This window comes from Plantibacter sp. M259 (assembly GCF_006065115.1).
Classification (GTDB): domain Bacteria; phylum Actinomycetota; class Actinomycetes; order Actinomycetales; family Microbacteriaceae; genus Plantibacter; species Plantibacter auratus.
In genome coordinates, this window is the sequence record NZ_CP040750.1 from 1,312,160 (window position 1) to 1,338,434 (window position 26,275).

The 26,275-nt window shown below is 67.9% G+C and carries 23 protein-coding genes; 13 read left to right on the plus strand and 10 right to left on the minus strand.

The annotated features are described in order from the left end of the window. Positions 1-42 precede the first annotated feature (42 nt). Positions 43-1,092: an aldo/keto reductase gene (locus FGL15_RS05970; protein ID WP_138945335.1), complete on the minus strand. Its 1,050-nt coding sequence runs from the start codon at positions 1,090-1,092 to the stop codon at positions 43-45. Positions 1,093-1,233: 141 nt separating this feature from the next. On the opposite strand from FGL15_RS05970, the gene FGL15_RS05975 reads away from it, so the two are divergent. Then, the gene (locus FGL15_RS05975) at positions 1,234-1,533 is read left to right on the plus strand and encodes a helix-turn-helix domain-containing protein (protein ID WP_138945336.1); all 300 of its coding nucleotides are present in this window, start codon (positions 1,234-1,236) and stop codon (positions 1,531-1,533) included. A 62-nt stretch (positions 1,534-1,595) separates the two neighbouring features. Beyond that, a complete protein-coding gene (locus FGL15_RS05980) occupies positions 1,596-2,810 on the plus strand; it encodes a type II toxin-antitoxin system HipA family toxin (RefSeq protein WP_138945337.1) in 1,215 nt (404 codons plus the stop codon). Positions 2,811-2,832: 22 nt separating this feature from the next. Here the strand turns inward: FGL15_RS05980 and FGL15_RS05985 are convergent, their stop codons facing one another. The 3 genes from FGL15_RS05985 to FGL15_RS05995 form a co-directional block, all read right to left on the minus strand. Continuing rightward, on the minus strand, positions 2,833-3,828 hold the full coding sequence (locus tag FGL15_RS05985) for a hypothetical protein (protein ID WP_138945338.1): 996 nt from the start codon (positions 3,826-3,828) through the stop codon (positions 2,833-2,835). Between the two features lie 77 nt (positions 3,829-3,905). Beyond that, the gene (locus FGL15_RS05990) at positions 3,906-4,253 is read right to left on the minus strand and encodes a GntR family transcriptional regulator (protein ID WP_124767458.1); all 348 of its coding nucleotides are present in this window, start codon (positions 4,251-4,253) and stop codon (positions 3,906-3,908) included. Positions 4,254-4,467: 214 nt separating this feature from the next. Continuing rightward, positions 4,468-5,220 (minus strand): DeoR/GlpR family DNA-binding transcription regulator, encoded by a 753-nt coding sequence (locus tag FGL15_RS05995; RefSeq protein ID WP_138945339.1) that lies wholly within the window; start codon positions 5,218-5,220, stop codon positions 4,468-4,470. A gap of 173 nt (positions 5,221-5,393) precedes the next feature. Here FGL15_RS05995 and FGL15_RS06000 point away from each other — a divergent pair, with 173 nt between their 5' ends. The 7 genes from FGL15_RS06000 to FGL15_RS06030 all read left to right on the plus strand — a co-directional run bounded on the left by FGL15_RS06000 (position 5,394) and on the right by FGL15_RS06030 (position 13,368). After that, the gene (locus tag FGL15_RS06000; RefSeq protein WP_138945340.1) at positions 5,394-6,710 is read left to right on the plus strand and encodes an alpha-glucosidase/alpha-galactosidase; all 1,317 of its coding nucleotides are present in this window, start codon (positions 5,394-5,396) and stop codon (positions 6,708-6,710) included. A 62-nt stretch (positions 6,711-6,772) separates the two neighbouring features. Next, positions 6,773-8,128: an ABC transporter substrate-binding protein gene (locus FGL15_RS06005; protein WP_138945341.1), complete on the plus strand. Its 1,356-nt coding sequence runs from the start codon at positions 6,773-6,775 to the stop codon at positions 8,126-8,128. After that, positions 8,128-9,093, plus strand: a complete 966-nt coding sequence (locus FGL15_RS06010; protein ID WP_124767461.1) for a carbohydrate ABC transporter permease — start codon at positions 8,128-8,130, stop codon at positions 9,091-9,093. The genes FGL15_RS06005 and FGL15_RS06010 overlap by 1 nt, the downstream gene beginning before the upstream one ends. Then, positions 9,093-10,265 (plus strand): carbohydrate ABC transporter permease, encoded by a 1,173-nt coding sequence (locus FGL15_RS20750; protein WP_240773816.1) that lies wholly within the window; start codon positions 9,093-9,095, stop codon positions 10,263-10,265. Before FGL15_RS06010 ends, FGL15_RS20750 begins: the two co-directional genes overlap by 1 nt. Beyond that, entirely contained in the window at positions 10,250-11,263 is a 1,014-nt protein-coding gene (locus FGL15_RS06020; RefSeq protein WP_240773932.1) for an SIS domain-containing protein, read from the plus strand. The genes FGL15_RS20750 and FGL15_RS06020 overlap by 16 nt, the downstream gene beginning before the upstream one ends. A gap of 2 nt (positions 11,264-11,265) precedes the next feature. Continuing rightward, positions 11,266-12,231 carry an N-acetylglucosamine kinase gene (locus tag FGL15_RS06025; protein ID WP_138945343.1) on the plus strand — a complete coding sequence of 322 codons (966 nt, stop codon included), beginning with the start codon at positions 11,266-11,268 and terminating at the stop codon, positions 12,229-12,231. Between the two features lie 252 nt (positions 12,232-12,483). Next, the gene (locus FGL15_RS06030; RefSeq protein ID WP_138945344.1) at positions 12,484-13,368 is read left to right on the plus strand and encodes a DUF2268 domain-containing protein; all 885 of its coding nucleotides are present in this window, start codon (positions 12,484-12,486) and stop codon (positions 13,366-13,368) included. A 12-nt stretch (positions 13,369-13,380) separates the two neighbouring features. On the opposite strand, the gene FGL15_RS06035 is transcribed toward FGL15_RS06030, so the two are convergent. Together FGL15_RS06035 and FGL15_RS06040 are read right to left on the minus strand one after the other, a co-directional pair. After that, complete coding sequence (locus tag FGL15_RS06035) at positions 13,381-14,187, minus strand: MerR family transcriptional regulator (protein WP_138945345.1); 807 nt, start codon at positions 14,185-14,187, stop codon at positions 13,381-13,383. Positions 14,188-14,613: 426 nt separating this feature from the next. Then, positions 14,614-17,706 (minus strand): lamin tail domain-containing protein, encoded by a 3,093-nt coding sequence (locus FGL15_RS06040; RefSeq protein ID WP_138945346.1) that lies wholly within the window; start codon positions 17,704-17,706, stop codon positions 14,614-14,616. A 166-nt stretch (positions 17,707-17,872) separates the two neighbouring features. On the opposite strand from FGL15_RS06040, the gene FGL15_RS06045 reads away from it, so the two are divergent. Both FGL15_RS06045 and FGL15_RS06050 read left to right on the plus strand, forming a co-directional pair. Then, positions 17,873-18,709, plus strand: a complete 837-nt coding sequence (locus tag FGL15_RS06045; protein ID WP_138945347.1) for a dienelactone hydrolase family protein — start codon at positions 17,873-17,875, stop codon at positions 18,707-18,709. A gap of 38 nt (positions 18,710-18,747) precedes the next feature. Further along, positions 18,748-19,125 carry a bleomycin resistance protein gene (locus FGL15_RS06050; RefSeq protein ID WP_138945348.1) on the plus strand — a complete coding sequence of 126 codons (378 nt, stop codon included), beginning with the start codon at positions 18,748-18,750 and terminating at the stop codon, positions 19,123-19,125. A gap of 42 nt (positions 19,126-19,167) precedes the next feature. Here the strand turns inward: FGL15_RS06050 and FGL15_RS06055 are convergent, their stop codons facing one another. The 4 genes from FGL15_RS06055 to FGL15_RS06070 form a co-directional block, all read right to left on the minus strand. Then, positions 19,168-20,490 (minus strand): GNAT family N-acetyltransferase, encoded by a 1,323-nt coding sequence (locus FGL15_RS06055; protein WP_138945349.1) that lies wholly within the window; start codon positions 20,488-20,490, stop codon positions 19,168-19,170. A gap of 481 nt (positions 20,491-20,971) precedes the next feature. Then, complete coding sequence (locus FGL15_RS06060; protein ID WP_138945350.1) at positions 20,972-21,283, minus strand: hypothetical protein; 312 nt, start codon at positions 21,281-21,283, stop codon at positions 20,972-20,974. Positions 21,284-21,843: 560 nt separating this feature from the next. Then, positions 21,844-23,319 carry an AAA family ATPase gene (locus FGL15_RS06065; protein ID WP_168223332.1) on the minus strand — a complete coding sequence of 492 codons (1,476 nt, stop codon included), beginning with the start codon at positions 23,317-23,319 and terminating at the stop codon, positions 21,844-21,846. Positions 23,320-23,585: 266 nt separating this feature from the next. Then, positions 23,586-24,395: a MerR family DNA-binding transcriptional regulator gene (locus FGL15_RS06070; RefSeq protein ID WP_138945352.1), complete on the minus strand. Its 810-nt coding sequence runs from the start codon at positions 24,393-24,395 to the stop codon at positions 23,586-23,588. Between the two features lie 153 nt (positions 24,396-24,548). Here FGL15_RS06070 and FGL15_RS06075 point away from each other — a divergent pair, with 153 nt between their 5' ends. Then, the gene (locus FGL15_RS06075; protein ID WP_138945353.1) at positions 24,549-25,727 is read left to right on the plus strand and encodes a Fic family protein; all 1,179 of its coding nucleotides are present in this window, start codon (positions 24,549-24,551) and stop codon (positions 25,725-25,727) included. Continuing rightward, on the plus strand, positions 25,727-26,272 hold the full coding sequence (locus FGL15_RS06080) for a GNAT family N-acetyltransferase (protein ID WP_240773817.1): 546 nt from the start codon (positions 25,727-25,729) through the stop codon (positions 26,270-26,272). The genes FGL15_RS06075 and FGL15_RS06080 overlap by 1 nt, the downstream gene beginning before the upstream one ends. Positions 26,273-26,275: the final 3 nt, after the last annotated feature.

Here is a 26,275-nt window from a genome sequence, read left to right on the forward strand (position 1 = left end):
GCGCACCGCGCTGGCCAAGAGGGGACGACCCACGTGTCGGCGTCAGATGAGCCCCTCGCGACCGCCCGACACCCAGTTCGGGTCGGCGGCCCGCGCACCGCTCACCTGGTCGGCGTAGGTATCGATCTCGGCTCGGATCTCGTCCGTCAGCTCCACCTGGAACGCCTCGAGATTCGCGTGCAGGTGCGCGACGCTCCGGGTGCCCGGGATCGAGACGACCCGTGCGCCGAGCTGCTGCCCCCGGTCGTGCACCCAGGCGAGCGCGAGCGCCTCCGCGGTCGCCCCGATGCGGTGGGCGAGGGTGCGGAATCGTGCGGCCAGTTCGAGGTTCGCCGCGAGGTGCTCGGGCTGGAAGCGCGGGAAGTTCGCTCGCGTTCCACCGAGCGGCACCGTCTCGGCCGTGAAGTCCTCCGTGAACAGCCCGCGCGACAGCGGCGAGAACGCGACGACCGTCACGCCGAGCTCCGCCGCCGTCGGGACCACGTAGGTCTCGATGTCACGGCTGACGATGCTCCACTCGGACTGGATCGCGGCGATCGGGTGCACGGCGTGCGCGCGGCGGAGTTCGTCGCCCGTCGCTTCGGACAGACCGATGCGGCGGACCTTGCCGGCGGCGACCAGTTCGGCGAGCGCCCCCACCGTCTCCTCGATCGGGATGTCGGGGTCGACGCGGTGCTGGTAGTAGAGGTCGAGGTGGTCGGTGCCGAGGTGGGTGAGCGAGCCGTCGATCTGCTCGTGGAGATGGGCGCGGTCGCCGCGGATCCCTCGTTTGCCGATACCGCCGCCGGTGACGATGCCCACCTTGGACGCGAGGAAGACGTCGTCGCGGCGCCCGGTCAGGTACCGGCCGAGGAGTTCCTCGCTGCGGCCGTCGCCGTAGACGTTCGCGGTGTCGATGAGGTTCACCCCACTCGCCAGGGTGGCTTCGAGGATCGTGGTGACATCGGCGTCGGCGATTGCCCCGTAGGTGCCGGCGATGGACATCGCGCCGTACCCGATGGCGCCCACCTCCGCGGCAGTGTCGCCCGCGCCGATCGTGGTCGAGGGCAGCGCGGTCGTGGTCGGCTCCGTGGCCAGGGGTGCTTCGCTCATGGATTCACCGTATTGGTTCACGTCCCTCTTCTCCGTCCTGTCAGTCACGGGGTGCAATCTTGGTGCGTGAGGCGTAGCATTATGACAGCTATAGCGGTCGGTTCAGGCAATTTCTGACCGGTAGAAAGGTCAGGTTGAATCATGGTGCAACGACAGTCTCCGCGGCGACGCCGTGCGCTGGAGGAGTTCGGCGAAAACCTCCGCCGGTGGCGCCGGATCAACGGCATGTCAGCGACGCAATTGGCCGAGCGCGCCTCGATCACGCGCGACACCCTCCGCAGCATCGAGGGCGGCACCGGGACCGCTCGGTTGGACTCGGTGATGGCTGTACTCCTCGCGCTGGGCATCTCGGACTCGGTCGTGGGTTCCACAGACCCGTACCGGAATGACGCCGCCCGCGCCAGGATCGACGACCTCCTCTCCTCCGGCGGTGCGTTGTGAACCGAACACCCGAGGTGGAGGTGTTCCTCGACGACACGCCGGCAACCCCTCGGTTGGTGGGCATGCTGCGTCCGTCATTCCAGGGCGGTCGGACGCTCGCGTCATCGTCGTTCCAGTACGACTCCGGCTACCTCGCCTCACCGGACGCCTATGCACTGTCCCCCGATCTCCCCCTCGTCGCAGCCCGGCAGTACACCGACGAGTCGACGGTCTTGTTCGGAGCGCTCGCAGACGCGACCCCCGACGAGTGGGGTCAGAAGATCATCCGCGCGAACCACGCGAATCGGCTCCGAGAGGATGCCTCGCTTCCGCGTCGTGTCGGAGCGTTCGACTTCCTCATCGGCGTGTCCGACCACACGCGCACCGGCGCGCTGCGCCTTCGTCACCGAGGCCGAACGGTGTGGCTCTCGAGCGATGCCGCCGTTGCGACCGTCCACGACCTCGTGCACATCCTTGCTGCTGCGAAGCGCTACGAGTCCGACGATGCCACCGCTGAAGACGTCGCGTACCTGAACGGCGTCGCCACCTCACCCGGTGGCGCACGCCCGAAGGCGAACGTCGTCCTCCCGTCCGGCCGGCTCGCGCTCGCGAAGCTCCCTCGCTCCGCCGACGGGTCCATCGACGTCGAGGCTTGGGAGGCCGTCGCACTCACCCTCGCGTCGAGCGCGGGCCTCAGGACGAGTCCGTGGCGCCTCAGACCGGCAGGAACCGGTCGAAGCGTCCTCGTGGTCGACCGATTCGACCGGGGACCGGCTCAACGGCGGATCGGATACGCGTCAGCTGCCACGATGCTCGAGATCGGGCAACATGACGATGCCCGCGTGACGTACGAGGAGTTCACCGACACGATCGCCGAGGTGAGCGCCGACCCGAGGACGGACCTGCTGGAGATGTTCGGTCGGATCGCCCTGACCATCCTCATCAACAACGTCGATGATCACTGGCGCAATCACGGCTTCCTGCGGGAATCCGGCGGATGGAGACTGGCACCGGTCTTCGACGTCAACCCGAGTCCTCACCGGGGCATCATCGACGCCCGCCAGATCAGTGATGTCGACGATCCGCGCGATCGTCGCCTCGAACACCTCCTCGACATTGCAGCTGCGTTCCATCTGACACGCCCGGCTGCTGTGGAGGTACTCAAGTCCGTCGCAGGGCGGGTGCGTGACTGGCGAGCCGTCGCATCTGACCTCGGCATCTCGCATGATCAGGCCGCGCTGATGGCTCCAGCATTCGACGACGAGCAGATCGCCTTCGCACTGTCGCTCGAAGCGTGAATCACGCCTTCAGCGACGACCGTCAGACCCGCGAACCGGTGCGGGCGGCGAGCGCCTGCAGGAGCGCGGCGGGTTCCTCGGGGTCGTCGATCGTGATCGCGAACTGCTTGCCGGAGGTGGTCGTGACCACGAGGCCCGGACCGGACCGCAGCACGACGGCCGAGCGGCCGGGCATGATCCGGTAGCCCCAGCCACCCCAGTCCATCGGGCGGATGTCGGTGGCCTCGACGACGTCGACCTGGTCGAGGGGGATGCGCTTCATCGGGATGCCGAAGAGCGAGACGACGCGGAGGCCGCGCCAGTCGACGCTCACGCGGAGGCGGATGAACGAGGCACACAGGAGGGTCGCGACGGCGAGGATCGACAGACCGAACATCGCGACGCCCGACTCGCCGCCCAGCAGGATCGGCGTGTAGGCGACGGCGCCGATCGCGACGAGGGCGAGGGCGAGCCAGAGGAACAGCAGGGCCGTGACGCTCCGGCTCCAGGCACCGACCTCGGTCTCGCCGAGGTCCATCGGCGCCGGTCGGGCAGCTGCGCCGGCGAGCAGCGGCTGAGACGGCAGGATCACGGCGGGGATCACGCCCCAGAGCGAACACGCGGCGAGCGGGACGATCCACCAGCCGAGGACGGCACCGTCGACCGAGCCGGCCTGCAGGGTGAGCCACGTGGGGATGATCCACACGGACGCGGCCGACCCGGCGGCGATGCCGATGAAGAGGACGATCATGCGTTTGGTGCGCATGTCCGGCTTCGGCAGGGCGAGCAGGATGATGGCTGCGATCGCGGCGACGGACGCGATGAGCAGCGTCACGAGGAAGACGCCCGCGGCGGGCAGGGAGTCGTCCGGTGCCCCGGTGCCCGACCAGTGCGAGGCGACGTCGACGGGGATCGCATTGCCCCAGACGAGGCGGGTGAGCGCGATCGCGATCGCCGGAACGGCCATGGCGAAGCCGGCCAGGACGATCCGTCCGCGCGCAGGTGCTGCCGGTGGCGGTGAGGTGGTGGTGTCGTGCATGTGCTCCCCCTGAGCTGCTGAGGTGGTCTGATCGTCGGCGTCGACCGACGGGGTCGTACGGTTGGCGTCTGGGATCGTCAGGTGCGTTCGATCATCCGGCTGAGGTCCTTCGGCGAGATTCCGAACTTGCGTGCCTCGGTGACGAGCTGGGCGACGAGTTCGTTGACCCGGACGAGGCCCGGTGCTGCATCCTCGTTCACCCACGCGCCGCGGCCCTGTCGCATCCCGATGAGTCCGTCGTCGCGGAGCTCTCCGTAGGCGCGGAGGACCGTGTGCATGTTGATCTGCAGTGCTCGGGCGAGGTCGCGGGCAGGCGGGAGGCGCTCCCCCGGTGCCAGCGCGCCCGTCGCGATGCCGGAGCGCACCTGCACCGCGATCTGCTCGGCGAGCGAGACCGCGGAGGTGGGATCGACGCGGAACAACATGTTTGCAAGGGTACTAGAACAATGCATTCGATGCCCGCGACATCTGTGGGGTTGAGGTCGGCGCGGTGCGCTGACGCGAGTATGCGCCACTCGGCGCGGGCGCACCCCACAACCGCGAGCGCGCCCCTCCGGAGACCAGCGCTCACGCCGGAGGCCCGCGCTCACGTCAGCGCACCGCGCTGGCCCAAGCCGCAGCAGAGGAGGGAGGGAACGGTCAGAGGGCGACGACGTGCACGGCGATGTCCGCTGCCGCCAGACGCTCGAGCTCGTCGGGGTCGGCGGAGGAGTCGGTCACGAGGTCGTGGATCTGCCCCAACTCGGCCATGCGCGCGAGCGTGACCCTCCCGACCTTCGAGCCGTCGGCGACCACGATCACCCGCTGCGCGTGCCGCACCATCGCCAGGTTCGTCCGCGCCTCACGCTCGTCGTGCGTCGTCGCACCGCCCTGCGCACTGATGCCGTCGGTCCCGAGGATCGCGGTACCCACGTTGATCGCACTGAAGGTGTTCTCGGCGAGCGCCCCCACCGCCTCGAACGACGAGGAGCGCACCAGGCCTCCCGTCATGATCACCTGCAGGTTCGGCCGGGAGGCGATCTCGGTCGCCGTGGTGAGCGAGTTCGTCACGATCGTCAGTTCCGCCCGGTTGCTCAACTCCTTGGCGACCGCCGCCGTGGTGGTGCCACCACTCAGGGCGATCGCGTACGGTCCCGCGGGGATCATCTCCGCCGCGCGCAAGGCGATCCGACGCTTGGCCTCACGGAACTGCGTGTCGCGGAACCGCACGGGCACTTCGTCGCGCGACTCCACCGCCCGAGCGCCACCGTGCGTCCGGAGGACGAGGCCCAGGTCGTCGAGGTCGGCGAGGTCGCGCCGGATCGTCGGGGCCGACACGTCGAGCCGGGTCGTGAGGTCGTCGATCGAGACGACGGCGTCCTCCGCCGCGAGGAGCGCGAGGATGGCGCGCATCCGCTGACTGCGTTTCCCGGACGGAGCGTGTCGCGAGAGCTCGGCTGCGGTCGGTCCTCCCACGGCGAACCCCTCCCTCGTCGCCGACGGCTCTGCTCAGCGAAAGTGATCATTTCAATCGATTTCCGATCAAGTTCTTGCTCGGTTCGATCACTGTAGTCGATGATCACTCCATGACACGAGTGACTTTCATCGGGGCGGGCAGCGTCGTCTTCACCCGCCAACTCATCGCCGACCTTCTCCGCTACCGCGACCTCGCCGGCCTCGAGATCGTCCTGCACGACATCGACCCCGAGCGCCTCGCCGTGGCCGAGGGCACCGCCCGCCACGTCGACGAACGCCTCGACGGCCGGGCGACGATCTCGGCGGAGTCCGACCGCCGTCGCGCCCTCGCCGGTGCGGACTTCGTGATCAACATGGTCCAGGTCGGCGGCATCCGCGCGACCGTCTCCGACCTCGAGATCCCGGCGACCCGCGGTCTCCTGCAGACCATCGGCGACACCACCGGCATCGGCGGCGTCTTCCGAGCCCTCCGCACCTTCCCGTTGCTCTCGGCGCTGACCGCCGACATGCGGGAGATCTGCCCCGACGCCCACCTCCTGAACTACACCAACCCGATGGCGATGAACATCTGGTGGGCGTCGGTCGTCGCCCCCGACATCAGCGCGATCGGCCTCTGCCACAGCGTGTTCTGGACGGTGAACGACCTCTGCGAGCTCGTCGGCGTGCCGATCGAGGGCACGAGCTACCGCGCCGCCGGCGTCAACCACCAGTCGTGGTTGCTCGAGTGGACCCACGAGGGCCGCGACCTCTACCCGGCCCTGCGCGACCGCATCCGCGAGGACCCCGAGCTCAGCCGCCGCGTGCGCGTCGAGATGTTCCGCCGCATCGGCTACTACCCCACCGAGACGAGCGAGCACTCCTCCGAGTACCTGTCGTGGTTCCTCCGCTCCCCCGAGCAGGTCGAGCGCTTCCGCCTCCAGCCGCTCGAGTACCTCGGCATCAGCGAGGAGAACGTCGCGGAGTTCGAGGCGACGAAGGCCGCCCTCGCAGCCGGGACCCCGCTGACGCTCGAGGACGAGGCGAGCGAGTACGCCCCGCAGCTCATCCACTCCCTCGTGACCGACACCCCGCGACTCATCCACGGGAACGTCGTCAACCGCGGCCTCATCGACAACCTGCCGCAGGGCGCCGTCGTCGAGGTCCCCGTCCAGGTCGACGGGAACGGCATCGCCCCGCAGCCCATGGGCGTCCTGCCCGTGCAGTGCGCCGCGCTCAACCGCCCATATGTCTCCGTCGCGGAGCTCACGATCGAGGCGGCCCGCACCGGGAACCCGACGCTCATCCGGCAGGCGGTCCTCATGGACCCGAACGCCTCGTCCACCCTCACGCCCGAGCAGATCTGGGAGCTGTGCAACGACCTCGTCACCGCGCACGGCGAGCTGCTGCCGGAGCCGCTCCGGGAGATCATCCCCGCCGACCGCATCTGACCGACCCGAAGCACCGCCGAACCGAATCCTTCCCGAACGATCGACACAGGAGACGACCACCGATGTTCCCACCCCGTTCCACGATCCACGCTTCCACCTCACCGCACGCCCGCCGCGCACGTCGCCTCATCACCGCGACCGCCGTCCTCGCCGTCGGAGCGCTCGCGCTCTCCGGGTGCGCCGGCGGATCCTCCGGTGCCACGACACTCGACAAGGACGCGAAGGTGAAACTCACCTTCTGGACCGGGCAGGCCGACGCCGCGCAGCAGATCCTCACCGGTCTCGTCGACGACTTCGAGAAGCTGCACCCCAACGTGACCATCGACGTGTCCTCTGGCGCGCCGTCCACGGAGGACCTCCTGCAGAAGCTCTCCGCGAGCTTCGCGGGCGGCAACTACCCCGACGTCTCGTACGCCTTCGGCTCCTGGGCGAGCCGGCTCGAGGCGTCCGGCCGCACCCTCGACATCACCGACCAGGTGGCCGAGCCCGACGTGAAATGGGACGAGTTCTCCGAGGCGGCCCGCAAGACAGTGCAGCCGACCGGCGAGAAGACGATCGGCTTCCCCGCCGTGGTCGACAACATCTCACTCCTCTACAACACGACCGTCTTCGACGCGGCCGGCGTCGACTACCCCACGGCCGACTGGACCTGGGACGACTTCCGCCAGGCGTCGAAGCAGCTCACCGACCCGGCGACGAACACCTACGGCTATGCGTACTCGGTGTCGGGCAGCGAGGAGACGACCTGGCAGTTCTGGCCGCACCTCTGGCAGAACGGTGGATCGATCATCTCCGACGACGCCAAGACGGCCGAGTTCGCCTCGGATGCGGGCGTCGACGCACTGACCTTCCTCCGCGACATGGCGGTCGAGGACAAGAGCGTCTACCTCGACCAGACCGACACGAAGTTCGGCGACCTCTTCGCCAGCGACCGCATCGGCATGATCACCTCCGGTCCGTGGCAGCTGTCGACGCTGCAGACGAAGGGCACGAAGTACGGCGTCACCGTCCTCCCCGGAACCGACGGCGACCACCAGACCGTCTCCGGCCCCGACGTCTGGGCGCTGTTCGACCACAAGGACAAGAACCGCGAGTACTGGGCGTACGAGTTCACGAAGTGGCTCACCGACTCGGAGCAGGACCTCAAGTGGAACGTCGCCTACGGCAACCTCCCGCTGCGCTCGAGCGAGATCGACACCCCCGAGTTCCAGGCGCAGGTGGCTCAGCTGCCCGGCCTCGACGTGATGGCCGAGAACGGCGTCAACGCCAAGCAGGCTCGTCCGACGGTGCCCGGCTACGTCGGCCTCTCGGAGGCCATCGGCAAGGCGATCTCCTCGGTGCTGCAGGGCCAGGGCGACCCGAAGCAAGCGCTTGAGGACGCCGCGAAGACCGCCGACGACGCTCTGGCGGAGGACTGATGTCCACGGTCGCCGGACGCGACACACGTCCATCGACGGAGCCGAAGCCGGAGCGTGCCGAGCGCGCTCCGGCCCGGCCCCGCCGTTCCGGACGACGGTTCCGCGACAGCCTCACCGGCTGGGGCTTCGTCGCCCCGGCGATGCTCATCGTGCTGGGCCTGTCGATCTTCCCCGCGATCTGGGCGTTCTTCCTGTCGCTCCAGAAGTGGGACGGGTTCAGCGAGCCGGAGCAGGTCGGGCTGGAGAACTACGCCAGCATGATCGGCAACGACGAGCTGCAGGCGGCAGTCGTCCACACGGTCGTCTACACGCTCCTCTTCGTCCCGGCGTCGCTCGGCCTCGGACTCTTCCTCGCCGTCGCGCTCAACCGCCGGATCCGCTTCATCGGCGTCTACCGCACGGCGATCTTCGTCCCCTTCGTCGCCTCCGCCGCCGCGACCGGCATCCTCACGACGTACCTCTTCAACCCGCAGTTCGGCCTCCTCAACACCGTGTTCCGGTTCCTCGGACTCCCGGCGCAGGGCTGGCTCGAAGACCAGGGGCAGGCGATGGTCGTCATCACGATCATGTCGCTCTGGGGGCAGGCAGCCTTCACGACCGTCATCTACCTGGCGGCCTTGCAGGACATCCCCGCCGAACTGCTCGAGGCGGCACGGATCGACGGTGCGAACGCCTGGCAGTCGTTCTGGCGCATCACCTTCCCGCAGCTCGGGCCGGTCACCGTGTTCGTCGCCATCTGGCAGTTCATCCAGGCGATCCAGCTGTTCGACCTCGTGTACACCACCACCCGGGGAGGCCCGCTCGGCGCCACCCAGACGATCGTGTTCTACCTCTGGGACGCGGCGTTCAAGCAGTTGCAGTTCGGGTACGGCTCCGCGGTCGCCTACGGGCTGTTCGTGGTGACGCTCATCGCCACGATCGGTGTCGTCCTGTACTCCCGCCGTTCCAACGTGGAGGCATTCTGATGACCGTCCTGACCACCCCGCCACGCGGCGACGCCGCCACCGGCAAGTCGTCCGTGACCGCCCCGCCCGCCGAGCGACGCACGCGTCGGCGCTTCAGCCCCTGGCACCTCGTGCTCGCGCCGATCGCGATCATCTTCGCCATCCCGTTCGTGCAGATGTTCATCACCTCGGTGACGCCGGAGTCGGAGATCAACACCTATCCGCCCCGCATCCTCCCCTCGCACATCACCTTCGACGGGTTCGCGAAGCTCTTCTCCGAGTCGAACATCCTGCTCTGGCTCGGCAACACCGTCATCGTGTCGACGGTCGCGGTCCTGTCCCATCTCGTGCTCTGCTCGCTCGCCGGCTACGGGTTCGCGCGCCTGAAGTTCCGCGGGAAGACGATGGGCTTCCTCATGATCGTCGCGACGATCATGATCCCGACGCAGTTGCTCATGATCCCGACCTACATCCTGTTCTCCCGGATCGGGCTCATCGACAGCCTCGGGGCGGCGATCGTGCCGTGGCTGGCCTCCGCGTTCGGCATCTTCCTCATGCGGCAGTTCTTCCTGTCGCTCCCGGCGGAGCTCGAGGAGGCCGCGCTCATCGACGGCTGCACCCGACTCCAGGTGTTCTTCCGGGTGATCCTGCCGCTCGCGAAGCCAGCGCTGGCGACGCTCGCGATCTTCACCCTGTTGGGCTCGTGGAACGACCTCGTCTGGCCACTCATCGCGATCAACAACGACCAGGCCTTCACGCTGCAGCTCGGCATCACGAACTTCCAGGGCGCGCGCCGCACGGACTGGGCGCTCCTCATGGCCGGCAACGTCGTCGCCACGCTCCCGCTGATCGTGTTCTTCCTCTTCGCCCAGAAGCAGTTCGTGGCGACCATGACCTTCTCAGGCCTCAAGGGTAGGCACCGATCCCGGCATGGCAGGATCACGTCCATCGCCGCGCGCGTCGAACGCTCAACCAACATCGCTACCTCGCAACTCCCCCTCATCACCTCGACCCACCCCAGGAGCAACCCGTGTCCATCACCACCATCGTCGGTTCGGAAGCCACCGTCCGCGAGATCACCCAGCAGCCCGACGTCTGGCTCGAGGCGTCGACGGGGATCGCCGCCCGCCGCGAGGAGATCGACGCGTTCCTCGCACCGCTCCTGGCACGACCCGAGTTGCGTATCGTCCTGACCGGGGCGGGGACCTCGGCCTTCATCGGCGAGATCGCGGCACCGGCCCTGACCCGGACGCTCCGTCGCCGGATCGACGCGGTCGCGACCACCGACATCGTCTCCAACCCGCAGGAGTCGTTCGCCGAGGACGTCCCGCTGCTCCTCGTGTCGTTCGCGCGCTCCGGCAACAGCCCCGAGAGCGTGGCCGCGACGGAACTCGCCGACCAGTCGCTCGCCGAGGTGCACCACCTGGTGATCACGTGCGACGAGACCGGCGAGCTGTACCGACGCCACCACGATCGCGCCTCGTCGCTCACCGTGCTCATGCCCCTGCGGTCGAACGACGAGGGCTTCGCGATGACGTCGAGCTTCAGCTCGATGCTGCTCTCGGTCCTCCTCATCCTCGGCGGCGCGGACGACGCCGCCGTACAGGCGCTCGCGGCCGGAGCGACGACGATCCTCGACCAGCGCGAGGTGGACATCCGCGCGCTCGCCAACGAGGGGTGCGAACGCGTCGTCTACATCGGCAGCGGCCCACTCACCGGTCTGGCCCGCGAGTCGGCGCTCAAGCTGCTCGAGCTGACCGCCGGACGGATCGTCACCTACTACGACTCGGCGCTCGGGTTCCGTCACGGACCGAAGGCGGTCGTCGACGACAGCACGCTCGTCGTCGTCTACCTGTCGTCCGATCCGTACACGCGGCGGTACGACCTCGACATCGTCACCGAACTGCGCGCGACGCTGTCGCCGGAGCGCGTGATCGCGATCTCCTCCGAGCCGGTCGACGGCGCCACGGCGTACGACTGGGTGCTGCCCGAGCTCGCCGGCCTCGACGACGCGCAGCTCGCGATCGGCTACGTGCTCGTCGCGCAGCTGCTCGGCCTGTCGTACTCGCTGCAGCTCGGCGCGACGCCCGACAACCCGTTCCCGAGCGGCACGGTGAACCGCGTCGTGCAGGGCGTCCGGATCCACCCGGTGACCTCCGGCGCAGCGGGCACCGCACCCGAGGAGCGGTAGGCGTGTCGCTCTTCCTCGGCGTGGACGGCGGCGGCTCGAAGACCGCGTTCGTGCTCCTCGACGACGGCGGACACGTCGTCGCCGAAGCACAGACGGCCAGCTGCTACTACTTCGACGACGGCATCGAGCTCGTCGGTCGGATCCTCACCGAGGGTGTGGCGGCGGTCACGTCGTGGGCGGGAGTCGAGGCGTCCGACATCGATCAGGCGTTCCTCGGTCTGCCGGGATACGGCGAGGTCAGTTCCGACCTCGACCGGCTGAACGCGATCCCCGGCGAGGTGCTCGGCCACGGACGGTACTCGTGCGACAACGACATGGTGTGCGGCTGGGCTGGATCGCTCGGCGCCGTCGACGGCATCAACGTCATCAGCGGGACCGGGTCGATGACCTACGGCGAGCGCCGTGGCCGCGGGCACCGGGTCGGCGGCTGGAGCGAGCTGTTCGGCGACGAGGGCTCGGCGTACTGGATCGCGGCTCGAGGTTTGAACGCCTTCACGCGGATGAGCGACGGCCGCCTGCCGCGCGGGCCGCTCTACGACCTCATGAAGGCGCGGGTCGGGATCACGAGCGATCTCGACGTGATCGACGTCGTCATGAACCGCTGGAAGGGTCAGCGTGGCCGCATCGCGGATCTCGCGAAGACGGTCGTCGCTGCGGCCGAGCAGGGTGACGAGGTCGCGGCGCGGATACTCGCCGACGCGAGCGGGGAGTTGGCGGAGATCGTCGAGGCGACCCGCGTGGAACTCGGCTTCAACGGCGACGAGGTCGTTCCGGTGTCGTACTCGGGCGGGGTGTTCTCCGCCGAACCGGTGCGGTCGGGTTTCGAGCAGGCCATCGCGGCACTGCCGGCCCGGTACGAACTCCGGGCCCCGCTGTTCGGTCCGGCGATCGGCGCCGCTCTGCACGCCGCGAAGCGCGCCGGGTCACCGCTCTCCCCCGAGGCCCTCGAGGCGCTGCGCTCCCGGTAGCCCTCCTCCGCCCGCCGTCGCCTTGGGCCAGCGCGGTGCGCTGACGCGACCGCGGGCCTGACGCGTGAGCGCGGGTCTCCGGAGGGTCGCGCTCACGCGCGCGGGGCGCAGTCACGCCGGTTGCGCAGCGGGCACGCCGGTTGTGCAGCGGCCACGCCGGGTACACCGCACTCGCGTCAGCGCACCGCGCTGGCAGCCTCCCGGGGTAGGGCACTTGACCCTCACGCGGCGTGAGGCTTTAGCGTCGTCACCATGACGATCACGATCCTCGACACCGCCAGCGGCATTCGTTCCGTCCTCGACGCGCCGGAAGCCGAACGACCCGCGCGACTCCGCGCCATGCTCGAGCCCGTCGCCGACATGTACCGGTACTTCCCGGGCGAAGTCGACCTGCTCGCCATGCACACGATGGGCTCGGGTTTCCCGATCGATCGGAGCCTGGATCGGGTCGTCGACGCCCTCGACCGACTCGTCGCGGCGGACGCGTGGGGACAGATCTCGCGGGCACTCGACGCGGCGGTCGCCACCCAGCTCGACGCGGTCCCGGGCCTTGTCGTCCCCGACATCACCGTCCTGCTCGTCCTCGGCGACCCCGACGACACCTACTTCATGGAGTCGATCCGCGGATTCATCGGCAACGGCAGCGCGACCGGGTTCATCTCCCTCATCCTCTGGCCGACGGAGGAGAACCTCGCGCGCCTCGAGGCGGCCGCCGTCCACGAGCTCAACCACAACCTGCGATACGCGCCGGGCGGGGTGGTGTGGGATCCGGCGACCGTCGTGGTCGGTGAGCAGGTGGTGTCGGAGGGGCTCGCGGACGCGTTCGCCCGGCAGTTGCACGGGCCGTCCGGCTACACGCCGATCGGTGTCGCGCACCTCGACGACGACGCGGTGTTCGACCGGGTCGTCGAGGGTCTCGACGTCGGCGGGATGCAGCACTTCGTCTCGTGGGTGCACGGCGACGAGGCCGCGCTGCGATACGGGGGCGAGCCGGTCGGTCTGCCGATGGGTGCCGGGTATGCAGCGGGCAACCGCCTCGTCGACGCCTACCTGTCGGCGACGGGGACGACCGCCGCGGAGGCGCTGCACGTTCCGAGCGCGACGATCATCGAGGTGGCACTCCGCGAGCTGGGCTGAGGCGGATCGCTCTCACTCCCAGACGGCGGTCTCGGGGTCCACGTCGTGGCTGCGCGCATTCGCGTCGATGACCGGTGAGAGCCACGCGGCGAGACCTGGTTCGATCCGGTCGTAGGTGTCGGCCATGCCGGGCTCGGTGAGGGCGAGGCGACCGGTGATCACGTGCATGGACGGCGTGCAGTGGAAGTACTCGCTGAGGGACGCGCGATGCCGTTCGGCGAGGGTGTTCGCCGTCGCGCTTCCGGCGACGACACCGGCGCGCTTGGCCTCGGCGAGTTCGTCGACCAAATCGCGCATGGGACCGACCAGCGCGCGCCAGTCGTCCGGCGTGCGGGTCGCGGACCGCTCGGCGTACTCGGCCCACTGCGCGGAGTCGCCCCAGCGGGCGCGGGCGGTCTCGGCCATCGTGGGGTTCCAGTCGTCGCCGAACACCGCTTCGCGTTCGTCCTCGGGGACGAGCACACCGACCTCGTCGGCTTCGAGCAGGCGGTCGACGGACTGGGCGACGGCTTCGAGTCGTTTGATGGTGTCGCCGAGTTCGCGGCGGCGCTCAATGAGCTCCGCCCGTCGTTCGGCGGCAGGCGCGGTGAGCAGGGTGGGGATGCGAGCAAGTGGGACGCCGAGGTCGCGCAGGAGGACGACCCGGCGGAGGCGGGCGATGTCGACGAGCAGGTACGAGCGGTAGCCGCTGTTCGTCCTCCCCGGGGGTGTCGCGACCCCGAGTTCATCCCAGTGGTGCAGCGTCCGCACGCTGACGCCGATCTCGGCCGCCGCCCGACCGACGGTCACACCACCCTCGGTCCTCCCGTGCTCGTCCATCCACCCAGCATTGCACCCGGGCCCGACCTGCGTCCTCTGCCCCTCTGCCAGCGCGGTGCGCTGACGCGAATGCGTCCGACTCGGCGTGGGCGCGGCCCACACCCGCGAGCGCGCCCCTCCGGAGACCCGCGCCCGCGCGCCAGACCCGCGCTCACTCCCAGCGCACCGCGCTGACACCGGAACCGAACTCGCCAGCGCGGTGCGCTGACGTGAGTGCGCGCTCTTCGGCGCGAGCGCGCACCTCTCGGCGGGGGCGCACCCCACACACGTGAGCGCACCCCTCCGGAGACCCGCGTCCACGCGCCAGACCCGCGCTCACGTCAGCGCACCGCGCTGGCAACACCACCACACACCGGGCCGGCCCGACCGGTGACGCGAACGGCCCCGGGAGCGGTGTGCTCCCGGGGCCGTCGGACCTTCAGTCGGTCAGGCAGCCCGACGACACGCACGCATCGCGACGAGGACTCCACCGAGGAGGACCAGCAGGACCCCCGCACCGATCGTGCCGAACGGCAGCTCGGTCCCGGTGGTCGCGAGCGTCCCACCCGACGCCGAACCGTCGACGGTCGTCCCGTCGGCCGCGACGATCCGGACCTCGGTCCAGCCGATGAGTGAGCCGTCCGCCGCGTAGACCGCGACCCGGTGGTCGCCCAGCGTCGCGTCGGCCGGGATCGCGGCTGACAGGTCAGCAGCGGCGTTCGTCGTGCCGGTGGCGATTCGCGCCGGCGTCGAGTACAGCCACACCTCGACGGTCGTCGCGGCGAAGCGGTCTTCGAGGCCGACCGTCACGGTCTCGCCCCGCCGCACGGTGTCCGCCAGCGTGATCGCACCACGGTTGGCCTCGGTGAGGCTCGTCCCGGGAAGCGGTGTGACCCCACCGGTCGGGGGCGTCACGGGCGGCGTGGTCGTTCCGGGCAGCGACCCGAGACGCAGGGCCTCCGAGGCGTACCCGTCGGCGAACCAGTACACGGGACGCTTGCCGCCGACCGAGAGGGATGCCGGTGCGGTCGCGAAGCCCTCGTTGTTGAGGTTGGGCAGTCCCGCCGGACGCTCGACCTGAGCGACCCCGGGCTGCTCGGTCCCGTTCAGCGTGATTTGCGCACCGGTGCCCGCGCAGCCGTCGTCGCACACGGCCCACAGCACGCCGAGCGTCGTGTCGTAGTCGAGCGCCATGACCGCCGGGAGGCCCGGGTCGATTGTCGAGATCAGCGTGGCCGAGCCGTCGGCGTTCAGTGCGAACGCGTACACGTCGCCGGTGTCCTCGACGCCGACGAAGAACAGTCCGTCACCGTGGCCCGCGTAGTTCGCCGGGTCGTAGGGCGCCTTCGTGTTGTCGTCGAAGAGCTTGCCGGCGAGGTCGCCGTCGGCCACCCACTCGACGGCCTCGACACCGAGGTTCGCACCGACCGTCGGCAGCAGGGCCGTGAGGTCCCACTCCTCGGAGGCGACGACATCGGGGCCGGGCGCGTTCGGGTCGACCTTGAGCACGGCGTTGAGCGTCGTGCCCTTCACGCTGTTGTCGCGCTCGACACCGACGTAGACGGAACCAGCGCCGTCGACGGTGATGCCCTCGGTGTCGGGGCCGGCTGCGGAGGGGTTCGACGCGTCCTTCTGGAAGCGGGCGCGCTTGCCGTTTTCCCAACCGTCGACGAACGAGACCGAACCGTCGGCGGCGATCGCGAGCTTCCAGAACGAGCCGGTGCCGTTGTCGACCGCCCAGAGGAACGCGCCGTCGGCGGTGACCTGGGTGTCGAGGCCGGAGCTGTCCTCGAGGAACATCGGCTTGGTGTCGAGCACCGTCACGTCAGGCGAACCAGGCCACGGACCGATCGGGATCTCCCCGGCGCAGACGTTGGCCGTGCCCTTGGTGGCCTCGGCCGTCGCTGCGAAGGCGCCGGTCGCGTCGGGGCAGCGACCCCAGGTGTTCGCCGGGTGGCCCTCGCCCCAGGTGGTCGAGTCGAGCAGTGCGTCGCCCTCGAACAGACGGACCGTGTCGCCGCCGCCGAGACCGAAGCCGAGGGCTGCGCGCTCGATGACGAGGTAGCCGCCGGCCGCGATGCTTGTGCCGGTGGGGATGGCGTAGGCGTGGGTGTCGTCGTCGTCCTTCACGACGATGCCGGAGACGTCGAGGGCGGCGGTCGTCGGGTTGACGAGCTCGATCCAGTCGTCGGGAGATCCGCCGTCGGACTCGACCTCGTTGATGCGCACCGGGTTGCCGCAGGCGTTGCGCAGGCCCTTGGTGGAGACGGCGGTGTCGACGAACTCGCCCGTGCCGTCGGGGCAGCGCGCGAAGACGCCGTCCGCGTGGGCCGCATAGGTGTACTCGGCTACCGTCGCGCCGGTGGCGTTCCGCACGGTGGTGGTGTCGCCGTTGCCGAGCCCGAACGCGAAGTTCACATTCTGGTCGAAGACGAAGTAGGCGCCGGGCTCGAGGATCGTGCCCGCGGGCAGCGGGGTCGTGTCAGCGGCGTGGCCCACCGGGTCGTTGTCCATGAGCGTCCAGCCGGAGATGTCCAGCGCGGTCGCCTCGAGGTTGACGATCTCGACCCAGTCGGTCGCGTTGTTGTTCGACTCGACCTCGTTGATCGCGACGTTCGGGAGGACGCAGTCGTTCGCGGCACCCTTGGTGATGCGTGCGAGCGTGAAGTCGCCTTCACCGTCGGGGCAGCGGGCGAGCGTCGCGGCGATGAAGTCACCGTCGATGGCCGAGTGGCCGCTCCACGTTCCCGAGCGGTCGATGAGCGTGCCGGTCGCGTCGAACAGGCGGATCTCGTCGGCGCTGCCGATGCCGATCGGGTCGCGGAACGCGCCCTGCGTCTCGGTGCCGCCGACCAGGCCGATCGTCGCTTCGTCGACCACGAGGAACTCGCCGGGGGCGATCGTCGTGCCGGGCAGGAACTGCCAGCGGTGGTCGTCGGAGTTGTCGCGGATCTCGTAGCGCGAGATGTCGAGGGCCGTCGTGCCGGGGTTGAAGAACTCGACCCAGTCGGACGGCTGGGAGTCGATCTCGTTGATGCGGATCTCGCCGTCGGTCTCCGGGACCTCGGGTGCGGTGAAGACGTTCGCGGCGCCCTTCGTCGACTCAGTGGTCTCGGCCCAGCCGGCGCGGTCGGCGGCGACGCCGTAGGTGACCGGCGCGTGTGCGGTCCACGAGTACTCGTCGGCGATCGCGGCGGTCGGGTCGAACAGGCGGACCGAGTCCTCCTTGCCGAGGCCGAACCCGAGCTGGTCCTCGTCGACGACGAGGAACGCGCCGGGCTCGACGACGGTGCCGGCCGGGAACGCGTAGTTGCTGTCGTCCTTGTTGTCCTTCACGACCCAGCCGTCGAGCGTGACCGCGGTCGACGCGGTGTTGGTGAACTCGATCCAGTCGCCGGGGACGCCCCCGGAGGACTCGACCTCGTTGATCTGGAGCCCCGGCGCTGGGGCGGCGATGGCGGCGGCGGGCGTCGCGATGAGGGCGGTTGCACCGATGGCGCACGCGGCGGTCATCGTCAACACACGGGTGAGGCGGGGCATGGGTCTCCAGGGCACGAAGGGACGGGGATCGTGTCCCATCCCATCGGCGTGGGGTGGCCGGGTGGAGGAGCGGCGGTGACCGGGAGGTGAACGGCGGGTGGCTTCCCAGGCGGGACGTGCCACGATCCAGCAGATCGGACGCAGCGACCAGGACTACGCTCACCCCATGACCGACGACGCGACCACCGACTCCGCTCCGCGCGCAGACCTCACCGGCTGGGTGCGGACCCCGTTCACCGGCGGCGGCGTCACGCACGACCGCTTCGAGAAGGGGTCCGGGCCGGGCGTCGTCCTCATCCCCGAGCTGCCCGGACTCACGCCCGAGGTCCTCGGGTTGGCGGAGCATCTCGTCGCTGAGGGGTTCACCGTCTCGATCCCCTCGCCGTTCGGGACGCCCGGACACGAGGGGACCCTCGGCTACACGCTCGCGAGCGTCAGCAAGGTCTGCGTCTCCGCCGAGTTCAAGGCGTTCGCGACCGGCGCCCACCGACCCGTCGCCGACCACGTCCGGGCACTGGCCGCCGACCTCGCGGCCCGAACGCCGGGCCCTGGCGTCGGCGTCATCGGCATGTGCTTCACCGGCGGATTCGCGCTCGCTGCTGCCGTCGACGACCACGTCCTCGCTTCCGTCATGAGCCAGCCGTCGACGCCGTTCCCCGTCAGCCGGGCCCGCCGCATCGACCCCGGGATGTCCGCCGCCGAGTTCGACGCCGTCGCAGCCCGTGCCGCTCAGGGCTCGGTCTGCGCACTCGGCCTCCGCTTCAGCGAGGATCGAGCTGTCCCACGGGAGCGCTTCGCCACCATCGCGGCCAAGCTCGGCGACGCGTTCGAGGTCATCGAACTCGACTCCTCCCCCGGCAACGTCGCCGGGTTCTCGAAGACCGCGCACTCGGTCCTCACGGGCGAGGTCCGCGAGCGCGACGGCCACCCGGCGTTCGAAGCACGCGAGCGCGTGGTCGCCTTCCTCCGCGAACGACTCGCGACACCGACCACGTCGGCCTGATCTTCCCAGCCGCCCGCCACGCTGCGATCATCGACTCCATGACCTCGACACGACACGACCGCGCGACACCGAACCTGCCGTCACGCAGCTTCGACGCGACGGAGACGTTCTACTCGGCGTTCGGCTTTGAGCGCACGTTCCGAGACGAGGGCTGGTTGATCCTCGTCCGCGGTGGTCTGCAGCTCGAGTTCTTCCCGGCGCCCGACCTGGACCCCGCGTCGAGCAGCTTCATGTGCTGCCTGCGTGTGGCCGACGTCGACGAGCTCTACGACGCCATCCGACGTTCAGGAGTCGCCGAGGCGACCGTCGGTGCGCCTCGCCTGCACCCGGTCCGGATGCAGGACTGGGGACTCCGAGCTGGATTCCTCATCGACCCCGACGGCACGCAACTCACCCTCATCGAGCAACGCGACTGATCCGCGACGGCGCGGCATCCGCGGGTCGCTGCTCGGGACCGCCTAGAAGAAGGTGATCCCGTGCGGCGCGCGCGGCGTCTGGAGCATCGATCGCAGCAGGAGCGGCGCAGCAGGGTCGGCCGCCTGCAGCACACCGGCTGCGGCGAGCGACACCGGGGAGACCGCGCCGAGCAGGAGCGAACCGAGGTCGGCGACGTCGAGCGCGAGGTCGGCGCCGGCAGCGTCGGTCTCGTCGCTCAGCTTCGTGGCCGTGCCGCGACCACCGGTCACCTCGAGGCGGAAGGTGCCCGCCGCGTAGCCGAGCGCGTCGGTCACGGCGATCGTCAACGAGCCGTCGACCGCGAACGGACGTGACGCGAGGACGGCCGGGAGGTCGAGGACGCGCAGCCACACGTGGTCCTCTTCGTGCTCGATGTCGTACGCCCGGTTGTCGCCGAGCGCCGAGACGATCGGGTCGTCGAGCCTGGCGCGGTTGTACTTCACGACGTCGTTGAGGTCGATGGAGAGCAGGAACTCCCACAGCGACAGGTAGGCCGCGTCGGTCGCGTAGACGAGGTCGATGATCTCGATGCCGGTCTGTCCGCCGGGCTGCTCGACCATGCGCCACGTGACGTAGCCGTCGACCTCCTCGCCGTCGGCGGGACGGTGCACGGCGGCGCGGGTGTCCTTCGCCGGTTCGCCGTCGCGACCCAGCGTGCCGAGGACCAGCGGCCACGACCCGGTGTTGCGGACCATGGACCCGATCGAGCGCTCGTCGAAGCGGTCGAACACCTGACGTGCGACGCCGTCGACCAGGTACTCGGGGGTGACGACGGACACGATGCCGCTCGTCGGCGCGAGGAACGGCAGGGCCTTCGCGCGCTTCACGACGACGTTGCGCTCACGGATCGCCGAGCCGAATCCGAACCGACGGTAGATCGTGCCCTCGCTGGCGGTGAGGGCCGCGATCGCATAGCCGTCGGCGACGCCGCGCTCCAGAGCCTGCGTCATCATGCGGCGCAGGATCCCGCGGCGTCGTTCGGTCGGGCGGACCGTGACGTCGGAGATCGCCTGCGTGTTGATGCTGGTGCCGTCGCCCCAGCTGAGCGCCTTCGGGAACCAGGAGAAGGTGCCGGCGGGCCATGTCTCGTCGACCGAACCGGGCTGCGGCTTGCGGACATAGGCGCCGAGCAGCACTGCTTCGTCGGCGATGAGTTCGTTCACCTTGCGCTTGCGCGCCTCCGGCTTCGGGGTGGACTCATGGAAGCCGAATCCGATGGCGTCGAGGGCCGCGAGGCTCTCGGGCGTCGGTTCGCCGTCGGCCCCGTTCGCGAACGGGAACTCACGGAGCTCGTACCGGGTGTCGAAATCTTTGCTGTTGGCCACGACTCCAGCCTAACGACCCGGCCTGACACGCCCCCGGGAAACATAATGGGCTCTGCCAAAGTACCGGCGCTGCCTCGCTTCATTCGCTCCAGCCGCAGCAGCAAGAAGCCTGAGCGACCGACCAGCATAGTTCGACGTAAGAGCGTCAGGAGCCATGCGGAACCGACCTCATAAGACTGCTGTATCGAAACAGTTCGTCTGCTGCGCAGACCAAGGACTCTTGAACGGGCAATCAAGGCCGCCCGTGTCTACCTAAGAACACCCGAGATGCTCACGCTGAACTTGGCTGGGGCGCCTCCGCCCGGTACCAATGCACTTCAACTCAGAAGGAAAGCAAGTGGGCCACATGTACGATCCACAGAACATGCGGCCTGCCGAAATGGCCATGCCGGTTCAGTGCCAGCCCGCGCTTTGGACGACGCGCAAGTTGGAACCTGCTGCGATGAGTACCGTGCCATGAACGACGACAGCAAACAACCGCCTAGGGCGAAAAGTCAACAATGGACTCGTCTCGGCTTCCAAGCGCGGTGAAACCGCCGTCACAGAACAGCTCGCTCCCTGCAAGGGCCCCGAGCAAGACTGGCTTCCAGTGGTTCAACCCGTACTCACGGACGACACCCCGCGCCTCCGACCTCAGGTACTGGGCCACCGCTTCACCACCACCGTTGTCGAAATACTCGTAAAATGGAGTGAGCTTCTCGACCATGAGCTCGGTTGCGAGCTCGCCGTAGAGTTCAGCCAAGGCCAACGCCTCGAAATGGCTCGTGAGTGTAGCGAACGTCGAGTCACTCATTGCACTCGTAGATACCACGTGAAAGTCGGCTGCGACGGTCGCACCTAAGGTTATTGTAGCCCGCAGAAATTGCTCCGTCGACGGCAACTGATCTCGGTATGCGTGGAGGAACGATGGGCCACCATCGGCACGACGATACTTATCTAATTTGACGTGGTTGCAACGAGCGCAGACCGGAACCAGGTTTAGGGTCAAGACGGAAAATTCCGGAAACGCCGCTCGTGGCAAGTGGTGATCGAGTTGTCCCGCGGGCGCATGCCAACAAAGACAACATCTCTTACTGCGCCGCAATAGTGACGCGGCAACATCCTTCTCCGACCCGCTTCGAAGCGTAGCGTAGTTCGACTTGAGGGCCTGTCCGTCCAGCTCCTTTGGTGCAGCAATAATAGAAGCCAGGCCGCTCGCAGAAGGCGATCCGGCGTATGCTGCGTACGCTTCACCTACTTGCTTTCGAAGCGCCTTGAGGCGACCAAGACGGCTTGCACTCGCGTGAGAACAAACTTTGTCATAGATGTCAATTTCACTGACCGCATCGAAATACTGGAGAATCGCGCGCATACCTACGTCAGATTCCTTTTTACCCGCAGCACGAGAGCCCTCGCCTGATCACTCATACCCAGCGGAAACAATCTCTCAATCTCATCAAGACTCAAACGTCGCGCTATATCCGCAAGAATGCCCTGATAATCCGTTGCCGCACTATCGAGCGAGAATACGTGGCGAGTAATCGACCCCACGTTCGCTCCGAATGTTTCTAGTTCAGGCGCTCCAATGTCGGAGAGGTCTCCGAACCGCGTGAGAACACGCACGGATGATGCGGGCACCTCTTGGAGGACGACTGGTGAATGAGTGGCGATGATAACGAAAGAGTCATATGCATCGAGAAGACGCTGGAGCACTCGAAGCATAGCCGCCAGCAGAGGCGGATGAAGATGGGTTTCCGGCTCATCCAGAAGCACGATCGAACGCGGCTTTAGATGCGCGGCAAGTTGAACCACGATATTGAGCACTATCTTATGTCCCGTACTCAGTTTCTGAATCTCGAGCCTGGGGTCTGCACCCAATTGCAACCATTCGGATGGAATTATCCCGATACGGCCAAAAGATGGCTCCTTTTCGAGCAACCGCAGACACTCCTCGAGGATTCGTTCCTGGCCCACCGTCCGATGCCGAGCAATCTCAAATGCATTTAGTAATTCTTGGTCGAGTTCATCAAGGCTCTTGAGTTCGTTACGCGAATCTGAACTTGCTCCCTGAGAGGACAGATCCACCCGACGAAGGCCGCAATAGACGTAGCCGAATACTTCGGTCCGAGCCGATTCCTCGGCGAAATAGTCATCAGACTGTCCCTGGGTCTTGTCTTGCGGGAGTTCGAAGTTATCGAAGGCGCTATACGAGATGGCGATCACCGCACTGAAGGTGGAATCTTCGCCTATGAGCGCACCTACACTGCCATGCACACCGCCTCGCTCACTCGCAGCACGGGCAATATCAGCCAAGAGATGCGTCTTACCTACACCGTTATATCCGATCACCACGTTGCTGCGCCCGGGCAGATCTGTCGTGTCATTGAATGAAAATTCAACGGTTGAGCCAGAGGGTGAACTGCCTACGTACTCGAAGGTCGCCACCCCGACGTTCCGTTTGACTCCCTGCGTCAGCTCTTTACCGACCTCAAGAGCGTGCAACGCCTGACCGAATCGAGTGAGTGACGTCGTCCACCCATCCATGTTCATGAACCCGCGTCGGATGTCCTGGTCGAATGCGGCGTCTCGAATGCTTCGCAAGTAGCTCTCCCGAACTGAAACAGGAAGCTTCGACAGTAGCTCATAGTATTCGGTGTCCTGCCCCAGCGAGCAGTAGTCAATGCCAAGGTTGCTGAACTTTCTCCCCGGCATCTCAGTAGCCCCACTGAGCTGACCCTCTCTGAGGATCTTCACGCCGCCCAGTTCGATCATTGCTCCATCCGCCAGATAGAGTTCCGCTTGGAAGAGGGTCTTGAACCCAAAGTCATCCCAGTTGCTGTCACGCAGCACTACCAACGGCCGCGGCTCCGCGGTCGGCTTTTCCCACGGGCCCCAAATTTCGAACCGCATCCGCAAACCCCCGCCCTCGATACGCTGTCTAAGACACTATCTCCTGTTTGGGACCCGAGTGGCGATCGCGCCACGCGCTCAGATACCGCCAGAGGTGGTCGCATTCCATGTCGAGAGGAATTGCGGCCAAACGCTGCTCAGAGTTGGCGGCAGCTATGGCTTGAAACTGAGTGGAAGGATCGGTTGCTGGTAACTGAGCTGAATGCCTACGGCAGGGTGATCGACACCTCGACCGTGTACTCGTCGGCGGTTTGACCGAGCACCCGCTGCCGCAGCTCGGTGGTCGGCATCGTGATGCCACGCTCCGCGATTGCGTCGAACAGGGCGACCACCGCGGGGTGGGTCGATCCCTCCGGGAGCTCGACGCCCGGTTCGGATCGCCAGACCGCAGCGAGCTCGGTCCGCTCGGGCAGCGCGTCGACCGTGGTCTCGTCACCACCCCACGTCGGTTCGAGCTGCGACGAGGTCGGCCAGCAGCAGACGACCTCGACCGCCCCTTGCTCGCCCGGACGGAGCGCGGTCCAGAATGTGCCCGTCGGACCGCCCCCGGCCTCCTGCAGGGCGACGTAGAGCTGCGAGAATTGCTCGTTCGCGTCGTCGTCCGTCACGGCGTCCTCGTCGCCGCGCGGCACGGTCAGCACCCGGCCGACATAGGGCTGGGGCGGCAGCTCGCGTTCGACGATCTCGACCGGTGCCGCGAGCGACGCGACGACCGAGCGGGCCTGCGCGAACGCGTGGTCCTCCTGCTCCCGCTGCTCCAGGACCAGGCGATGGTGCACGTCGAGAGCGGTCGACGGGTCGGCGCCGGCGACGGAGACACCCACCGCGGCGAGGGGAACACCGGCATCGCGGAGGGCCTTCACGATCACGCCCGCGCGCACCTGCTCCTCGCCGTAGCGACGGTAGCCGGAGTCGGGATCGACGTCGGCCGGAACCAGGACGCCCTTCTCGTCGTAGTGGCGGAGCGCCTTCACGCTCAACCCGGTCATGCCTGCGAACTCTCCGATGTGCAACATGCTTCAAGCATCACGCCTCCCCCTACGGGAGAGTCAAACCGGCGACAATGGCGTCCAAACTGCACCCCGACGGTTCCTTAGTGAAGGATAAGCGCATAAACTTCACTAACGGCTCTCGTAACTGCAACTTCGGCCGGGAAACAGGAGGGGACGATGACAACCGCTGTCACGTATGAACAGCGGCCCTGGCGGTCGCGTATCGCTCCCGACGCGTTGCCGAAGCGCGAGCGGCTGCTCCTCGCACAGCCATACGACGCCGCCGTCCCGCCGCCGATCGCGGACCTCGACATCCGCTTGTCGGATGATCTTGTGGAGCTGCTGGGCGAAGCGCAGGAACGGATCATCCGTTTCGACAGCGAGGTCGGTCACGTCACCGCGCCCTTCTCGTCGATCCTGCTGCGGAGCGAATCGGCGTCGAGCTCGCAGATCGAGAACCTGACGAGCAGCGCGAAGGCGATCGCCGAGGCCGAGTTGGACGAGCGTGACACCGGGAACGCGCCGCTCATCGTCGCCAATGTCCGAGCTCTCGAGGCGGCACTCGCAGCATCGGACGAGCTCTCCAACACGACGATCATCGCCATGCAGGAGCAGCTCCTCGGCACATCGGCACCGGAGATCACCGGCCGATATCGCGACGAGCAGGTCTGGATCGGGGGCGGCAATTTCGGTCCGCATGAAGCAGACTTCGTTCCGCCGCACCATGACCGTGTCGCAGCGGCGATGGACGACTTCATCGCCTACTCCCTCCGACCGGCACCCCTCCCGCTCGCTGCGATCGCCGTCGCTCACGCGCAATTCGAGACCATCCACCCGTTCCCTGACGGCAACGGGCGCACCGGTCGAGCGCTGCTGCAGGCCGCCCTCCGGCGGGTCGGACTGACCAGCGGGGTCACTGTGCCCATCTCAGCCGGCATCCTGCAGCAGCGTGATGACTACTTCGCTGCACTCACCAGCTATCGGCAGGGCGACGTCGAGCCGATCGTCCGCGTCTTCGCCGACGGTGCGTTCCTCGCGATCGCCAACGGACGGACGTTGGTGGAGGAGATCGAGACCATCCGGGCCGCATGGCAGCAGGCCTTGCGCGACATCCGCGCCGATGCGGCCGCGCATCGCATCACGGCACTGGCACTGGAACATCCGGTGATGAACAGTCGGCTCGTGCGCGAACATCTCGACGCCTCAGATCGCACGGTCTTCAACGCGCTCGACACCCTCGTCGACCGTGGCATCCTCACAGTAGGCTCGTCGCGACAGCGGAACCGTCTCTGGACTGCGCCTCCCGTTCTGGCAGCGCTCGACGGGTTCGCTGCGCGCAGCATGCGGCGCGGTTGATGGCGCTCCCCCACGACACGGAGCACCTCCGGTTCCGGCGCATGACACCGGCGGACCTCGACGAGATGGCGAACCTCCTCGGCGACCCTGCGGTCATGCAGTTCTACCCGGCGCCGAAGACCCGCGAGCAGGCCGCGGCGTGGATCGCCTGGAACGAGGACAATTACGCAAAGTACGGCTTCGGACTGTGGGTCATCGAGACCCACGACGGCGACTTCGTCGGCGACTGCGGCCTGACCTGGCAGCGGGTCAACGGCGATCTGAAGCTCGAGGTCGGGTACCACGTGGGCCTCACCTGGCAGGGTCGAGGATTCGCGACCGAGGCCGCCGCCGCCAGTCGGGATTTCGCCCAGGAGCACACAGACTCGTTCGATCTCGTCGCGATCGTCCACCCCGACAACCGGGCGTCATCGCGCGTGGCCGAGAAGATCGGCATGCGGCGCGTGGACGACGACCTCGGGGCAGACGGGTCGGTGCGGCACGTGCTGAGCATGCGACTTCGATCGACGGCCGGCCTCAGCGACGCAGATCACCTCGCTGAGTAGTCG

Excerpts from the sequence above, each read along its gene's own strand:
- FGL15_RS06030 (WP_138945344.1), top strand. The coding sequence starts at position 12,484 with ATGACGATCACGATCCTCGACACCGCCAGCGGCATTCGTTCCGTCCTC.
- FGL15_RS06070 (WP_138945352.1), bottom strand. The coding sequence starts at position 24,395 with ATGTTGCACATCGGAGAGTTCGCAGGCATGACCGGGTTGAGCGTGAAG.
- FGL15_RS05990 (WP_124767458.1), bottom strand. The coding sequence starts at position 4,253 with ATGTTGTTCCGCGTCGATCCCACCTCCGCGGTCTCGCTCGCCGAGCAG.
- FGL15_RS05985 (WP_138945338.1), bottom strand. The coding sequence starts at position 3,828 with ATGCACGACACCACCACCTCACCGCCACCGGCAGCACCTGCGCGCGGA.
- FGL15_RS06040 (WP_138945346.1), bottom strand. The coding sequence starts at position 17,706 with ATGCCCCGCCTCACCCGTGTGTTGACGATGACCGCCGCGTGCGCCATC.
- FGL15_RS06060 (WP_138945350.1), bottom strand. The coding sequence starts at position 21,283 with ATGAGTGACTCGACGTTCGCTACACTCACGAGCCATTTCGAGGCGTTG.
- FGL15_RS06075 (WP_138945353.1), top strand. The coding sequence starts at position 24,549 with ATGACAACCGCTGTCACGTATGAACAGCGGCCCTGGCGGTCGCGTATC.
- FGL15_RS06010 (WP_124767461.1), top strand. The coding sequence starts at position 8,128 with ATGTCCACGGTCGCCGGACGCGACACACGTCCATCGACGGAGCCGAAG.
- FGL15_RS06050 (WP_138945348.1), top strand. The coding sequence starts at position 18,748 with ATGACCTCGACACGACACGACCGCGCGACACCGAACCTGCCGTCACGC.
- FGL15_RS05980 (WP_138945337.1), top strand. The coding sequence starts at position 1,596 with ATGCTGCGTCCGTCATTCCAGGGCGGTCGGACGCTCGCGTCATCGTCG.
- FGL15_RS05975 (WP_138945336.1), top strand. The coding sequence starts at position 1,234 with ATGGTGCAACGACAGTCTCCGCGGCGACGCCGTGCGCTGGAGGAGTTC.
- FGL15_RS06005 (WP_138945341.1), top strand. The coding sequence starts at position 6,773 with ATGTTCCCACCCCGTTCCACGATCCACGCTTCCACCTCACCGCACGCC.
- FGL15_RS06000 (WP_138945340.1), top strand. The coding sequence starts at position 5,394 with ATGACACGAGTGACTTTCATCGGGGCGGGCAGCGTCGTCTTCACCCGC.
- FGL15_RS05970 (WP_138945335.1), bottom strand. The coding sequence starts at position 1,092 with ATGAGCGAAGCACCCCTGGCCACGGAGCCGACCACGACCGCGCTGCCC.
- FGL15_RS06045 (WP_138945347.1), top strand. The coding sequence starts at position 17,873 with ATGACCGACGACGCGACCACCGACTCCGCTCCGCGCGCAGACCTCACC.
- FGL15_RS06080 (WP_240773817.1), top strand. The coding sequence starts at position 25,727 with ATGGCGCTCCCCCACGACACGGAGCACCTCCGGTTCCGGCGCATGACA.
- FGL15_RS20750 (WP_240773816.1), top strand. The coding sequence starts at position 9,093 with ATGACCGTCCTGACCACCCCGCCACGCGGCGACGCCGCCACCGGCAAG.
- FGL15_RS05995 (WP_138945339.1), bottom strand. The coding sequence starts at position 5,220 with ATGCGCGCCATCCTCGCGCTCCTCGCGGCGGAGGACGCCGTCGTCTCG.
- FGL15_RS06035 (WP_138945345.1), bottom strand. The coding sequence starts at position 14,187 with ATGGACGAGCACGGGAGGACCGAGGGTGGTGTGACCGTCGGTCGGGCG.